Source organism: Marinirhabdus gelatinilytica (assembly GCF_003353425.1).
Classification (GTDB): Bacteria; Bacteroidota; Bacteroidia; order Flavobacteriales; family Flavobacteriaceae; genus Marinirhabdus; species Marinirhabdus gelatinilytica.
This window is the reverse complement of the sequence record NZ_QRAO01000003.1, coordinates 406,690-421,896: the sequence shown is the minus strand read 5'-3', so window position 1 is coordinate 421,896 and position 15,207 is coordinate 406,690. Positions and strand designations below refer to the sequence as shown.

Annotated in this window: 12 protein-coding genes; 6 read left to right on the top strand and 6 right to left on the bottom strand. The window is 43.6% G+C overall.

Features of this window, described 5'->3' with window-relative positions; genetic code table 11:
- Window positions 1-44 precede the first annotated feature (44 nt).
- From C8D94_RS10970 to C8D94_RS10945, 6 genes are all read left to right on the top strand, one after another.
- Window positions 45-1,655: a CTP synthase gene (locus C8D94_RS10970; RefSeq protein ID WP_115123982.1), complete on the top strand. Its 1,611-nt coding sequence runs from the start codon at window positions 45-47 to the stop codon at window positions 1,653-1,655.
- 203 nt (window positions 1,656-1,858) lie between these two features.
- On the top strand, window positions 1,859-3,733 hold the full coding sequence (gene yidC / locus C8D94_RS10965; RefSeq protein ID WP_115123981.1) for a membrane protein insertase YidC: 1,875 nt from the start codon (window positions 1,859-1,861) through the stop codon (window positions 3,731-3,733).
- Between the two features lie 104 nt (window positions 3,734-3,837).
- The gene (locus C8D94_RS10960; RefSeq protein WP_115123980.1) at window positions 3,838-4,527 is read left to right on the top strand and encodes a toxin-antitoxin system YwqK family antitoxin; all 690 of its coding nucleotides are present in this window, start codon (window positions 3,838-3,840) and stop codon (window positions 4,525-4,527) included.
- A gap of 90 nt (window positions 4,528-4,617) precedes the next feature.
- Window positions 4,618-5,808: a tRNA 2-thiouridine(34) synthase MnmA gene (gene mnmA, locus C8D94_RS10955; protein WP_115123979.1), complete on the top strand. Its 1,191-nt coding sequence runs from the start codon at window positions 4,618-4,620 to the stop codon at window positions 5,806-5,808.
- A 32-nt stretch (window positions 5,809-5,840) separates the two neighbouring features.
- Window positions 5,841-7,463 carry a S8 family peptidase gene (locus C8D94_RS10950; protein WP_115123978.1) on the top strand — a complete coding sequence of 541 codons (1,623 nt, stop codon included), beginning with the start codon at window positions 5,841-5,843 and terminating at the stop codon, window positions 7,461-7,463.
- On the top strand, window positions 7,463-8,404 hold the full coding sequence (locus tag C8D94_RS10945; protein WP_115123977.1) for an NAD(P)H-dependent flavin oxidoreductase: 942 nt from the start codon (window positions 7,463-7,465) through the stop codon (window positions 8,402-8,404). The genes C8D94_RS10950 and C8D94_RS10945 overlap by 1 nt, the downstream gene beginning before the upstream one ends.
- Before the next feature lie 234 nt (window positions 8,405-8,638).
- Here the strand turns inward: C8D94_RS10945 and C8D94_RS10940 are convergent, their stop codons facing one another.
- From C8D94_RS10940 to C8D94_RS10920, 6 genes are read right to left on the bottom strand one after another with little or no spacing between them, the layout of a single operon-like run.
- Window positions 8,639-10,339 carry a sodium:solute symporter gene (locus tag C8D94_RS10940; RefSeq protein ID WP_115123976.1) on the bottom strand — a complete coding sequence of 567 codons (1,701 nt, stop codon included), beginning with the start codon at window positions 10,337-10,339 and terminating at the stop codon, window positions 8,639-8,641.
- Window positions 10,340-10,471, bottom strand: coding sequence for a hypothetical protein (locus C8D94_RS15510; RefSeq protein WP_262510545.1), 132 nt, complete (start codon window positions 10,469-10,471; stop codon window positions 10,340-10,342).
- 21 nt (window positions 10,472-10,492) lie between these two features.
- Window positions 10,493-12,985 (bottom strand): PIG-L family deacetylase, encoded by a 2,493-nt coding sequence (locus C8D94_RS10935; protein WP_115123975.1) that lies wholly within the window; start codon window positions 12,983-12,985, stop codon window positions 10,493-10,495.
- Window positions 12,986-13,035: 50 nt separating this feature from the next.
- Complete coding sequence (locus C8D94_RS10930; protein ID WP_115123974.1) at window positions 13,036-13,620, bottom strand: mechanosensitive ion channel domain-containing protein; 585 nt, start codon at window positions 13,618-13,620, stop codon at window positions 13,036-13,038.
- Between the two features lie 2 nt (window positions 13,621-13,622).
- Window positions 13,623-14,534, bottom strand: coding sequence for a septum formation inhibitor Maf (locus C8D94_RS10925; RefSeq protein WP_115123973.1), 912 nt, complete (start codon window positions 14,532-14,534; stop codon window positions 13,623-13,625).
- Between the two features lie 31 nt (window positions 14,535-14,565).
- The gene (locus C8D94_RS10920) at window positions 14,566-15,153 is read right to left on the bottom strand and encodes a Maf family nucleotide pyrophosphatase (protein WP_115123972.1); all 588 of its coding nucleotides are present in this window, start codon (window positions 15,151-15,153) and stop codon (window positions 14,566-14,568) included.
- Window positions 15,154-15,207: the final 54 nt, after the last annotated feature.

Here is a 15,207-nt window from a genome sequence, read left to right as displayed (position 1 = left end):
TCCATACCTTTGCATCCCGTATAGCGAACACAGGAGAACCATTCATGAGCACTACAAAATATATCTTCGTTACGGGCGGCGTATCTTCATCATTAGGTAAGGGAATTATAGCGGCATCACTGGCCAAACTATTGCAGGCCAGGGGCTACCGTGTCACCATCCAAAAGCTGGATCCCTACATTAATGTAGATCCCGGAACACTAAATCCCTACGAACATGGGGAATGCTACGTAACCGACGATGGCGCCGAAACCGACCTCGACCTTGGCCACTACGAGCGCTTTTTGAATGTTCCCACCTCACAGGCCAATAATGTTACCACAGGCCGTATCTACCAGAGCGTGATCGAAAAAGAACGTCGTGGCGAATTTTTGGGAAAGACCGTACAGGTAGTACCACACATTACCAACGAGATTAAGGAACGCATCCAGATTTTGGGCAACAGTGGCGATTACGATATCGTAATCACCGAAATTGGCGGTACCGTGGGCGATATTGAGTCCTTACCCTACATAGAGGCGGTGCGCCAGTTAAAGTGGGAACTGGGCGATGACAATGCGTTGGTGATACACTTAACCTTGGTGCCCTATCTTTCTGCAGCAGGGGAACTAAAGACAAAACCCACACAGCACTCCGTTAAAACATTGATGGAGAGCGGTATAAAAGCCGATATTTTAGTGTGCCGTACTGAACATGAATTGAGTGACGACCTACGCCGAAAATTGGCCCTGTTCTGCAACGTGAAGAAGGAAGCCGTTATCCAGTCTATAGATGCTTCTACAATTTACGATGTCCCCAATATGATGCTGGAAGAGGGTCTGGATAAAGTGACGCTTCAAAAGTTGGATATGGAAGATACCAATGAGGTAGATCTTACCCACTGGAACAAATTCCTCCAACGCCATAAAAACCCTAAGGGCAATATCACCATAGGTCTTATTGGTAAGTATGTTGAACTGCAGGATAGCTACAAATCTATCTTGGAAGCCCTTACCCATGCAGGCGCCGAGAACGAAGTAAAAGTAAATGTAGTCTCCATACATTCTGAACATATAGACCCAATCAACATTTCAGAACAGTTCCACAAACTGGACGGGATACTGGTCGCTCCGGGATTTGGAGAACGTGGTATTGAAGGAAAGGTGGAAGCTGTAAAATATGCCAGGATGAACGAGATACCTTTTTTGGGAATATGTTTGGGTATGCAAATGGCCGTGATTGAATATAGCCGAAACGTCCTGGGCTGGGAAGATGCCAACTCCAGCGAAATGAGCAAACATACAGACCATCCCGTGATAAACCTTATGGAGGAGCAAAAAAATATTACCAATATGGGCGGCACCATGCGTTTGGGAGCCTGGGATTGTGCCTTGGAGGATAACAGTATTGTGAGCAGCGTGTACGAGGACGATATTATACAGGAACGCCACCGCCACCGGTATGAATATAACAATGCCTACCGCGACCAACTGGAAGCCGCAGGATTGAAAGCAACGGGAATCAACCCAAAAACAGGCTTGGTAGAAATTATTGAGATACCCGAGCACCCGTGGTTTGTGGGCGTACAGTACCACCCAGAATACAAGAGTACGGTTGCCAATCCGCACCCGTTGTTCGTTGCATTTGTAAAAGCAGCGCACGAACATTCAAAATAAACAAGACAATGTGTCGCTTTACCCTGTTAGGGCTAAGTTATTGTAAAAAAAAAGTATATAATTGGCTGTGTCTGGTTGAGTCCTTCAGCAAGCTCAGTATAAACAGGAGTAGTTAACTTCTAAGAATAGAATTGTAAGTTCAGAGAATTTCTGAATACATAAATTAAAAAAACCGTCAACTGTATGTTGGGCGGAGTTGAAATATGGAAGAAAAAAAGTTTGATAAAAATTCGTTAATCGGTTTCTTGATCATTGGTGCCATCCTGCTCTGGATGCTCTATATGAACCAAAACGAAGAGGCTAAGGAGGAAGTTACTACCGAAGAAGTTGCCGAGGAAACCAATACACCAGAGGTTAATACCAATACCAAACAAGTTACCCAGGAAGAAATAAATACTGCCTCAGCTACCGATTCTACCGCTGTGGAAGAGCTGAAGAACCGCTTGGGCTCTTTTGCCTATTCTGGGACACTGCCTTCGGCCACAGATGCCACTACCACTTTAGAAAATGATGTACTCTTATTAAAGGTGAGCAACAAAGGAGGGTACATTGTAGAGGCAATGCTCAAGGAGCATACTACTTACAATGGGGAGCAGGTATATCTTATAAAAGATGGGAATAACGATTTTAACCTTCAGTTCAATGCGGAAAACAGGCTGCTGAATAGCCGTGACCTCTTTTTTGAACCTTCTTTGACCAAAAATGGTGACAACGAGGTGCTTACCATGCGCTTAAAAGCCGGCGAAAATAAATTTATCGAGTACCGCTACGCCCTGAAACCGGGGGAGTATATGTTGGATTTCAGTATAAAATCCCAAGGGCTGGAAGGAGTCGTGGATACTTCGTCACCCATCTATATAGACTGGAAGCTAAAAGGGTTCCGCCACGCCAAGAGTATCACGTATGAAAATCGCTACTCACGTTTAACGTATGAGCACGAAAATGAAGATTTCAGCAAACTGGATCCTACCGGAGAAGATGCCGAAGTGGAAACAGACGTAGATTGGATGAATTTCCGCCAGCACTTTTTCAGCTCTATGTTGTTGACAGATGTACCCTTCAAGGAAGTAGCATTTTCTTCTACAGATTTGGTGATCGATGAAGAAGTAGACACTGTATTCACCAAGAAATACGGCGCAAAAATTTTGATCGAACCAAAAGGAGGCGCGCTTGCCGAGAATATGAATATGTACTACGGTCCAACCGATTACCAGATATTCAACGATTACGATAGAAACCTGGATGAAGCTATGCCATTGGGCTGGGGAATCTTTGGGATGATAAACAAATACATCATTATTCCATTGTTCGGGTTGTTAAGTGGCTTTTTACCGGCAGGAATCGCCATTATCGTTCTAACAATCTTGATAAAGCTGGCGCTATCTCCAGTACAGTACAAGCAGTACCTGTCGCAGGCAAAGATGAAAGTGTTAAAGCCCGAGATTGATGAAATCCGTAAGAAGCACGAAGGCAACCAGATGAAGATCCAGCAGGAGACCATGAAGCTGCAAAATATAGCCGGGGCCAGTCCGCTGAAGGGCTGCTTACCAGCGCTATTGCAAATCCCGGTGTTTTACGCGCTGTTTACCTTTTTCCCTACGGCCTTCGATCTACGACAAAAAAGTTTCCTTTGGGCCGAAGATTTGAGTAGTTACGATACTATTGCCGAGTTGCCCTTCCACATACCGTTTTATGGAGACCACGTGAGTTTGTTCCCCATCTTGGCCTCTATTGCCATTGGTGCGTATATGATTATGAGTACTGGCCAGAGTATGCAGGCACAGCAACAACCGGGAATGCCCAATATGAAATTCTTGATGTATCTCTCGCCATTGTTCATGCTGGTGTTCTTCAACAACTACGCAAGTGGACTTTCCTTATACTATCTTACGTCAAACCTTATTACCATTGGTATTATGCTAGTAATCAAGAACTACATAATAGACGAGGAAAAAATAAAGGCCCAGATACAGGTAAAGAAGAAAAAACCTAAGAAGCAAAACCGTTTTCAGCGTAAAATGGCCGAAATGATGGAGCAGGCAGAACAACAGAAAAAGGCCCAGGGAAAGAAAAAGTAATTTTTTGAAATTCCGTAGTTCGTGAATGGTATGCTTTTTGAAATTCAGTGAGTACTCATTTAATAGAATTAAAAAACTTGCGTTATCTTAAAAAGTATTTTTCTATGAAACGTATCAGCATCTTTTTCGTTTTTGCAATTCTTTCAGTAAATTTTTTGACGGCCCAAGAAGTCAATGCTTTTGACGAGGCTGGTAAACGCCACGGGGTCTGGAAAAAATACTATCCCAATACCAAACAACTTAGGTACGAAGGGCAGTTTGAGCATGGTAAAGAAGTAGGTACCTTTTCGTTTTATTGTAGTGAATGTGGCGATAAGCCTACGACCACCAAGGAGTTTAAACCCAACAGTAACATTGCAGTGGTAAAGTATTTTACCATAAAGGGAAAACTCGTGAGCGAAGGCCAAATGGAGGGTAAGCAACGAATAGGTGAGTGGGTGTATTACCAAGAGAAGTCCAACAACATTATGAGTAGGGAAAATTATGTGGACGGAAAAATGCACGGTGTACAAACCACCTATTATCCAAATGGTACCAAGACCGAAGAAGTAACCTACGAGAACGGTATAAAACAAGGCGACAACTTTTACTACTCGCCAGAGGGTGTTATGTTGAAAAAGCTTATATACCACAACGACAAACTCCATGGTCCAGCCGAATATTACGATGCAAACGGTAACATAACCATTAAGGGCTACTATAAAAACGGAAAGAAACACGGTCTCTGGCAGTACTTTAAGGACGGTGCCCTAGAGTTGGAAGAAACCTATCCCAAACCCCAAAAAAGAAACTAAGTAACCATAAAGCGAACCGATACGGCTATCGGTTTTAAGGATTTTCTTTGTGTAGAATTGTAGATATTACATCGTATTTTTGTGTCCATAATGAAAAAGAAACAGCGCGTAGTAGTAGGATTGAGCGGTGGGGTAGACTCCAGCGTGGCTGCCTATTTGCTCAAGGAGCAGGGTTATGAGGTGATTGGACTGTTTATGAAAAATTGGCACGACGATTCAGTTACCATTTCCAACGAATGCCCTTGGCTGGAAGACAGCAACGATGCTATGTTGGTAGCCCAAAAACTGAACATCCCCTTCCAAACCGTAGACTTGAGCGAGCAATATAAAGAGCGTATTGTAGATTATATGTTCCGTGAATACGAGATGGGACGCACCCCAAACCCAGATGTACTTTGCAATCGTGAGATAAAGTTTGATGTGTTTATGAAAATCGCCCTAGATCTGGGAGCCGATTTTGTTGCTACGGGACATTACTGCAGGAAATCAAGCTTTCAGAAAGATGGGCAAACCATCCACCAACTATTGGCAGGAAAGGACCCCAATAAGGACCAATCGTATTTTCTATGTCAACTATCACAAGAGCAACTCGCAAAAACCCTGTTTCCCATTGGGGAATTGTTAAAACCAAAAGTACGTGAGATTGCAGCAGCACAAGATTTAATCACTGCGGAAAAGCGCGACTCACAAGGTTTGTGTTTTATAGGAAAAGTACGCTTGCCCGAATTTTTACAACAACAACTGGCACCCAAAAAAGGAGCTATTGTTGAAATTCCTTCAGATTTTGAAGGATATAAAAAAGGAGCTGAAATTTCAGAAGAAAAAAATTTGCAAACCCTTTCAGCAAAAACCCAATACCAAAAAAATGATGGAACCGTAGTGGGAACACACCAAGGCGCCCATTATTTTACAAACGGGCAACGTAAAGGATTGGGAGTAGGAGGTACGCAGGAGCCTCTTTTCGTCATCGCTACCGATGTTGAGGAAAACATTATCTATACCGGACAGGGCAAGAGCCATCCCGGTCTGTACCGCCGCGGTCTCTTTGTAAAAAAAGAGGAAATACATTGGGTGCGTGAAGATCTAGTGTTGAAAATAGGTGAGACCATGGAGGTAATGGCAAGGATACGGTATCGACAACCGTTAGAGAAAGCCACATTACACCAAACCCGTTCGGGCCTTTATGTTATCTTTACAAAGCCCCAATCTGCCATTACCGAAGGGCAGTTCGTAGCCTGGTACAGCGGGGATGAATTATTGGGAAGCGGCGTTATTTCCTAAAAAGACAGATAAATTTTTAAAGAAAGAGAAAGATGAAAAAATTAATACTAATAGCTACTGTGTTATTTTCTGTCACAGCAATGGCACAAGAGGATGCCCTAGTGTTCTTTGCCGATAAGGAAGACGTGGCAGCCTCCATCGCAAACCCTATCACGATTTTAACACAAGAAGCCATAGACCGAAAGGCGATGCACAATACTCCCATAGATGAGCGGGATGTGCCGGTAAACGAAGACTATATCACCCAGATAAAAAACCAATCCGGAATTACCGTACACGCAAAGAGTAAGTGGTTAAATGCTGTGTATGTGCGTGGCTCCCAGAGCAACATCAATGCGCTTACAAATCTGTCGTTTGTCACGGAAGTTGAATTTGCTGACAAAGGTTTGAACTTGAGCCCATTCCAACCGCCAACCGAGGATAAATTCATTATTGAAAATCAGGAAAGTAGGATTACATACGATTATGGAGCAGCCACCAACCAAACCGAAATGCTAGCAGTAGATTTCTTGCACGAGGAAAATTTAACGGGAGAGGGAATGATCGTGGCCGTAATGGACAGTGGTTTCCCAAATGTACTTACAAACGATGCCTTTGCTGATGTGGTTTCCGATGGTCGCCTATTGGGAACCTACGATTTTGCTGAAAGACAGACCAATGTAGATGGTACCGGCTCCCACGGGGCACGGACTTTTAGTAATATTGGAGCGTTTTTGGACGGAGATGAAAATTTTGTAGGTACCGCTCCGGAAGCATCCTTCTATTTGTTCAGAACAGAGTTTGGACCTTCTGAAAACCCTGTTGAAGAAGCTTGGTGGGTTGAAGCCTTGGAACGTGCCGATAGTTTGGGTGTGGATGTGGTAAACACCTCTTTGGGCTACCAAGATTACGATAACCCCAGCTACGACCACTCTTATGAAGACCTCGATGGAGAAACAACCATAGCCGCCCGCGGTGGCAACATTGCGTTCGAAAAAGGGATGCTGCTGGTAACCTCTGCTGGGAACGATGGTGGCGGATTTACATTTGTGGCCACTCCGGGAGATTCCAAAGGGATCTTGACCATTGGCGCAGTAGACTCTAACGGAAATTATGCAAGCTTCAGCTCTATTGGCCCTACTGTGGACGGGCGCATTAAGCCAGATGTAATGGCACAGGGGCAGGATGCCGCCATCGTAAATCAGGATGGAGACGTAACCTTTAGCAGTGGAACTTCGTTCAGCTCGCCTATTATGGCTGGTGCGATAGCGTGCCTTTGGGAATATAGACCAGAGGTAAAAAACAGTACCATTATGCAATTGGTTCGGGAGTCGGCACACTTGTTCAACAACCCTACAGATGAAATGGGCTACGGAATCCCAAATTTCGAAGATGCCTACAACGCTCTAAAAACTTTGGGGATTGAAGCGCAATTACTGAAAGAAACCTTTGCTATTTACCCAAACCCAGTGACCGATGTCTTCAATGTTTCCTTCCCACAACAAACCGAAAGAGCAACGGTATCTCTGTATAATGTGTTGGGCAAGCAGGTTATGGTACAGCAAATTTCAGCAATACAGAACAAGGTAGATATTTCAGCTTTATCTGGAGGGGTGTACATAGCCAGTATTACGGCTGAAGGTGTTACCAATAACTTTAAAATCTTAAAGAAATAGTGCAAAATAAAATCACACAACTTTTCAATGTTACGTATCCCATCATCCAGGCCGGGATGATTTGGAACAGTGGTTGGCGGTTGGCATCTGCCGTGAGCAATGCGGGCGGCTTGGGTCTTTTGGGCGCAGGCTCTATGTACCCTGATGTTTTAAGGGAACATATCGTGAAATGCAAAAAAGCGACCAACAAACCCTTTGGCGTAAACGTACCCATGCTATACCCAAATTTGGAGGAGATCATCCAGATCATTATTGAAGAAGGGGTAAAAATAGTTTTCACTTCTGCGGGAAACCCAAAGGCTTACACCCAGCAATTAAAGGACAGAGGAATTACCGTGGTGCACGTGGTGAGCAGTGTAAAGTTTGCTTTAAAAGCACAAGAGGCGGGCGTAGATGCCGTAGTTGCCGAGGGTTTTGAGGCAGGAGGGCACAATGGCCGGGAAGAGACTACTACCTTTACCTTGATACCTATGGTGAAAGAGAAGATTGATATACCATTAATTGCCGCTGGTGGCATCGCCAATGGCAAGGGAATGTTGGCCGCAATGGTCTTGGGTGCCGATGCCGTGCAAGTGGGTAGCCGTTTTGTAGCTTCGGAAGAAAGTAGCGCTCACCGTAATTTTAAGAAAATGGTGGTGGAAGCCAAAGAAGGTGATACTTTGCTCACCTTAAAAGAATTGGCACCCGTCCGTATGCTGAAAAATAAGTTTTTTGAAGAGGTGATGGAGCTGTACACCAAGAACCCTACTAAAGAGCAATTGCAAGAACTGTTGGGAAGAGCCCGTGCCAAGCGTGGGATGTTTGAAGGCGACCTTGATGACGGAGAACTGGAAATTGGCCAAATAGCAGGGCTTATACACGATATAAAACCTGCTGCCCAAATAGTTGAGGAAATGGTTTCAGAGTTTGAAACTGCTAAAATAAGCATACAGGATTTATAACTGGAAAGCTCAATTCAGAAAAATTTCGTATTTATTTTATATATTGTCCCAGCATATCAGAAATACGTGGCTTACTACCTACTTACTTTTATTATTCTTGCAGCGGTCTTGTTTTTGCTCTACACCATAAACAAGATTAAGGTAGCGCGTCACCGTGGCAAAAATCTTCCGAAGAAAAATTTTTACTATGCCATGGTAGCCAAGATGTTTATGAGAGATTTGCCCGATTGAATTTTAGGATGCTGAAGCTTCAGTGGTATCACTACCTTTCTTTTGCATTGTTTGCAATATCAAGGCAATAAACATTACGAGCGCACATCCTACTAAGTTGAGCCATAAATAGGGCATTACATCCATCCACCAAACTACAACGATGATGGCTTGAGTTATCAAAGCGGCTATAAAGGTTGCATTGCTCTTTACATATTTTACGAAAAATGCAAGCAGGAACACGCCCAGCACATTTCCATAGAAAATAGAGCCAATGATGTTTACGAGCTCAATCAGGTTTTCGAATAAATTGGCAACACACGCAATCATAATGGCGACCACCCCCCATAGCATGGTGAACCAACGACTTGCACTTACATAGTGCTTATCACTCTTACCGGGTGTATTACGTTTGTAGAGATCTACAGCAGTGGTAGAGCCCAAAGCGTTCAATTCTGAAGCCGTGGAGGACATAGCGGCACTCAAGATCATGGCCAACAATAAGCCTATCAATCCCCGGGGGAGGTTGTTCAGGATAAAATGAATGAATACATAATCCTTATCGTTGGTTTCGGCATTTGGGTTCGCCTTTTTTATTACTGTCTTGGATTGTTCCCGCAACGATTCTTCTTGTTGCTGAAAGTTTTGTATCTCAGCACTCAATTGTTCTTTCTCTGAAGTAGTTGAAGCCACCGAATAATCCATCTGTGCCTCCAAAAGTTGGGCGTCTATTGCTTTTTTTTCATCCTCTAGGGCAACGTACTGCTGTGCATACTCACTTTCCATAACATCCTCGACAGCTGCGGGGTTAAAATGAAGCGGAGAAGCATTAAATTGGTAGAATACAAATACCATAACCCCAACCAATAAAATGAAAAACTGCATAGGGACTTTAAGAAAACCGTTCATTATAAGGCCCATCTGGCTTTGTTTGACAGATTTACCCGAGAGATACCGTTGTACTTGGCTCTGGTCCGTCCCAAAATACGAAAGCATCAGGAATGTTCCACCTATCATCCCGCTCCAAAAGGTATAGCGGTTCTCAAAATCGAAGGAGAAATCCAGCACTTCCATTTTTCCACTGGCACCTGCAATCTCCAGTGCTTTGGTAAAGGTGATGTCCAGTGGTAAATAATTCAGAATAAGCAAAAAGGCAAACAGCATCCCCAAAAATATAATGGCCATTTGTTGCTTTTGCGTTACGCTCACGGCTTTGGTACCGCCACTTACGGTATAGATTATAACCAGTACACCTATAATAATGTTGAGGTATAGCAAATTCCACCCCAATACCGCAGAAAGTATAATGGCAGGAGCAAAAATGGTGATACCCGCAGCCAGTCCGCGTTGCACCAAAAATAAGATTGCAGTGAGGGTACGCGTCTTTAGGTCGAAACGGGTTTCAAGATACTCATAAGCTGTAAATACGTTTAATCTATGGTATATGGGTATGAACACCAAGCAGATGATTACCATTGCAATGGGCAACCCGAAATAGAACTGTACAAACCCCATCCCGCTATGGAAGGCTTGCCCCGGTGTAGATAAAAACGTAATGGCGCTGGCTTGCGTTGCCATGACACTAAGCCCTACTGTCCACCACTGGGCATCGTTACCACCCTTGAGGTAATCTGTTACATTTTTGCTGCCACGGGCCTTATAGGTTCCGTATAGAACTATAAAAACAAGAGTGCCAATAAGTACGATCCAATCTATCTGTTCCATTTAGGCGTAGGCTTTCATGATGTAGTAAAATAATACAATGTACCCAGCATTGAGAAGCAATACCAAGGTGTATTTCCACTTCCAGACAAATTTGTCCTTTACTTTTTCTACTACTTCGTCTGTTTGCATCATTTTAGTAATTAAGTTATTGGGTTACTTACCAACCGATAATAAATTGGCAAACAATCTATAGGCACCGGGCACACCTGCGGGCAGTTCCCTAAAAAAACTAAGGCCAGTGTAAATATAGTGTCCTTTTCCATAGGAAGCTACCAGGAGCGACCCCTTGCTCTCGCCATAACCCTTATCTTTCATAGCTAGGATGGGCTTAAAATTTTCATCCCACTCACTGGGAAAATAGAGACCGCGTTCTTGCACCCAGCCTTCAAAATCGGTTTGGGTAATCGTGTTGGGATTGTTCAGGACAGGATGGTTGGGAGCTAAAATCCTTACCTCGCTAAACTCGTCCGTCACACGCTCACGGGACAAGGTGATAGGATAGGGGGCAATATCCTTGGTGACCATCCTATGCGCTGTGTTGTACTGTAATAGCAATGTCCCGCCATTTTCAACATAGTTGTTCAATTCGGTTTGTTTAAAGGCAAGGTCTGGTACGGTATTGTATGCGCGTATTCCCACTACAATGGCATCGTATTGGTTTAGGTTGCTGGCGATAATTTCAGAAGGGGCTATTGTGGTCACGCTGTAACCAATCTCCCGTAAACTCTGCGGAATAGCATCCCCAGCTCCTTCAATATATCCTATATGTTCACCTTTCTTTTCAATATCAATACGTACAATTTTTGCTTCTGAAGGCAATAACACCCGTTGAAATGGAATATGGTCGTAGTCTATAGTTACCAGTTCCTTTTCAAAAAACTGGTCGCCCATTTGTGCCAAAACATTCAAATAGCCTTCACTTTGCTCCTTTGGAGGTGTTACTGTAAACTGAAGTGTTTGCGATTGTCCTTTTTTATCAATATTGAAAACTCCTTGCGCTGGCGCAACCTCCCAGCCTTTGGGGTGTTGCAAGGTGACCGAACCCGTAACGTTATCTCGTCCCGCTGTTACGGTAACAGGTACCACTCTAGAAGCTTCCGAAGAAAAAATCAAAACTTTTTCCGGGATGCTTGTAGTTACCGCTGGCAATACTTCCAAGGGTTGGTACACCTCGCCTTTTACGGGATCGGTATATTTATAGACTACATCCCGAGTGACCGGAATTTCTGTTCGGCTTAGCTGAAGCTCAAATACGACTTGCTCCGGAGCTGGTGTTTCAGGAAGCCCAATCATATTTTCAGGGGCTTTGTACATGCCCAATGTTCCTTTCTGGCTGAGCCAGTACGGTGCTGAAACTTTTGAGGCCGAAGAGGTGATAGTCATCTGAAACTCCTTTTTTTCATTGGGTTGCAGCGTTTCACCAACAGCCAAAAGAACTTTACCATTGGAGTTTTTAATACTGTTGATGGTTACGGGATAGTCACTTCGGTTAATGGCTTCAAAAGTTGCTTCGTAGCTTCCGTTGGGGTTTATGGTGTTTGTATTTGCCACGGCCTCCAAGAAGATACCGCCACAATCCAAGATGAGGGTTTCTAGTTGCTTCAGTTTAATCTCCCGCCAATGGTCGTTATTTAGTTGTTTCACGAGTTCATAAGCCCGTGTAAGCTGTGGCAACATAGCCGAAGGATTTGTAAAGTTGAAATTTTCTTCCAGCGGATTCAAGATCGCGCCAATGGCCGCACCTCCTTCCAGCCTATTCCAAGAGGTGTCAATACCATCAAATAGATTGGATTTGTCTTTGGGGAAGTCACCCTTTAAAAATTCCAGATATTCGGTTTGGTTGCCACGGGAGCCAGTGCTCCCAAATCCTTGCGACTTGTGCATACTTCGGCTCAGTGAGGCTATTTCACCATTGGAAAGACCCAGGGCGGGATAATAATTACCAGTTTGTACTTCAACCAGCTTGCTTTTATCTGCTTTTTCAAAATTTTCCCTGCTTCCATAGAACCACCACGAGGTATTAAAGAACAACCGTTTGGGTTGCCAAGTGCCAAAAGTCTTGGCAGAGGTTGGATATTTTGTAGGATTGTCCAGCAAATCGAACGCCTCTACGCTCAACATCGCGCTGGCTGTATGGTGCCCGTGTGTGCTCCCGGGATTGCGGTGGTTGAAGCGATTAACGATCACGTCTGGTTTAAATTTTCGGATGGCACGTACCACATCCCCCAATACTTCTTCTTTGTTCCAAATGTCCAGGGTTTCGTCAGGATGTTTTGAGTAACCAAAATCGTTAGCTCGGGTAAAGAGCTGCTGGCCACCGTCTGTCCTTCTCGCCGCCAATAGTTCTTGGGTACGAATCACGCCCAAAAGTTCCCGTATCTCTGGCCCCACAAGATTTTGTCCGCCATCGCCCCGTGTTAAGGAAAGATAGGCTGTTCGTGCCTTTACATCGTTAGCCAGATAAGAGATAAGGCGGGTGTTTTCGTCATCGGGATGTGCTGCGATGTATAGTGCGGAGCCTACAAAGTTTAATTTTTGAAGGTTATGGTAAATTTCTGAAGCTGTGGGTTTGGCAGGTTGTTGTGCAAATAGCGAAGTAAAGCCAACTACAAAAAGTAGTAGTAAAATAGGTTGTTTGTTGCGCATTGAGCTATGTTTTTCTAGGCAACCAAATATACCGAAAATGAACCCTTGCATTAATCTATTGGCTGTTCTTTAACATTTTTATCGTCTTCCTTTTCGGCTGTTTCGGGATGGAACAATTCATCTACCAACCCAATCTCTTCGGGCTTTAGCACGCTCACCCCTTTTTGGAGGATCAAACTATTGGGATAGGTTATGGTTTCGCCTTTTTCAGTTTTAATGATTACATGGAAGGTCTTTATATCGTCTATAATGCCTTCGTAACTATGCTCTTTATCGTGGATTTTTATGAAGTCGCCAATTTTATAGGGAAATATGAAAAACATAATAATACCGCTGGTAATATTGCTAAGGATAGACCACTGTGCAAAAAAACCGATACCTATCACGGCAAATACTGAAAGAAATACCGAGCCAAAATCCTGAAAATCCACACCCCAAATAATGATGAGCGAAAGGGCAAGTAAAAACAGGGTTGCATAATTTATATGCTTAACAATAAGTCCGGTGCGGTGTTCTACACGTTCGTATTTATTTGCAAAACGCCGTGTTATGGAAATTAGGATAAACCGTAGCACTACCAAAAAAACAATAACGCATATAGACTGTATGCCGTGAGTGTAAAGAAAGTTGCTCATAATTATAACCCTAAAGAATCTCGTAGATGTTCAAATGTAGTATTATTTTGCTTCCAATAGGCGGTATTTATACGTTTCATTTTTTCTGCCGAAGTCACCAAACCGTTTTCGTGGGTCTCTTCCCAGCGTTCAATAGTATAGGGAGGAGTACTGCTGAAATAGAGCTTCAGTTTTCGCTTTAAGGAAGGATAGCTTACTGTGTACCTTGAAATAGAATCGCCCACCATAATTTCTCCTGTTGCTTCGTGTGCGGCAATATCCTTATGGTTCATCCTGAAATATTCAAAAGGGGGTAGCATAGTGAAGTCGCCCGTAGGTAGCTCTTCGGGGTTGATACGGATATAGTTCCACAAGTCGCTTTCCAGCCATGTTTTATCCAATGAAATTTCTTGGTCTGCTTCTCCTTGGAAATAGGAATGTGACTGTATCTCAAAATTTGCTCTATTGTTCAATTGTACGTATACCTGTCCGCACCATTCCTGCACAGAGTGCGATATTTTAATGGCGCTGTTCTGGCTGTTTGTGGGTGTAAATGTACTCGTCATTACCGAATAGGGATAAATACCCGTTATGTAATTCTTGGTCTGGTTCAGCTTAAGGACAGGGATGTTTCCTTCAGCAGCAATATTGGCCTTTACTTGTTCTCTGGGGAGAAATTCTTCGGTCACGAAAACATTCACGGCCGTGCCTTCACGCAATTCACCATACCGTTCTTGGGAGAGTTTGTAGGAAGTGATCTCGGCAGTGCCGTTGTACCAATACTCCTTGAATTCTGGGGAAAGCGACCGACTTTTATCCTTTGAGGGGATTTCCTTTGCAGTGTTCTGGCTATTAGGGATGAGGTTTCCTTCAGAGTCTTTGCAGGAGGTGATTACTAACATTGTTACAAGCAGTAAAACTGTTGTGGTCTTCATTGGAATGGATTTTAATCAAAGGTAAAGAAAATCAGTTTGAGGAGAGTTCCAGTAACGTTTTATAAACTAAGCGTGTTGGCAGCCCCATCACGTTAAAATAGCTACCTTCCAATTTCTCGATACCAATGTAGCCCAGCCATTCCTGCACCCCATAACTGCCTGCTTTATCGTAGGGTTTGTGGGTAGTGATGTAGTAGTGTATTTCCTCTTCGGTGAGTTCCTTGAACCACACTTTGGTACGGTCGTTTACAACTTTCTGGAAATCCTTTCCCGTAAAGCAAACCGAAGTGAACACCTCGTGCATGGCACCGCTCAAATCTCGCAACATTGCTTTTGCGTGGGCTTCATCCCTAGCTTTTTCAATAGGTTTGCCGTCTTTCCAGACAATGGTGTCGCTGGTGACCAAAATATCGTTCTCCTTTAAATCGTTAAATACCGAAGCCTTCAATTTTGAGAGGTAGTCGGTTATTTCAGCTTCTTTCAGGTTTGGGTCGTATACTTCGTTTACAGGGCGTACGTCAATTGTAAAATCGAGATCCAATTCCTTGAAAAAATAATGCCTGCGTGGCGAACCCGAGGCTAGGATGAGATTGTGGTTTTTCAGTTTTTCTTTTAGCATTTTTTTGTTGTGGGTTGTGGGTTTTCAGTTGTCTGTTTTCGGTTGTGGGTTGTG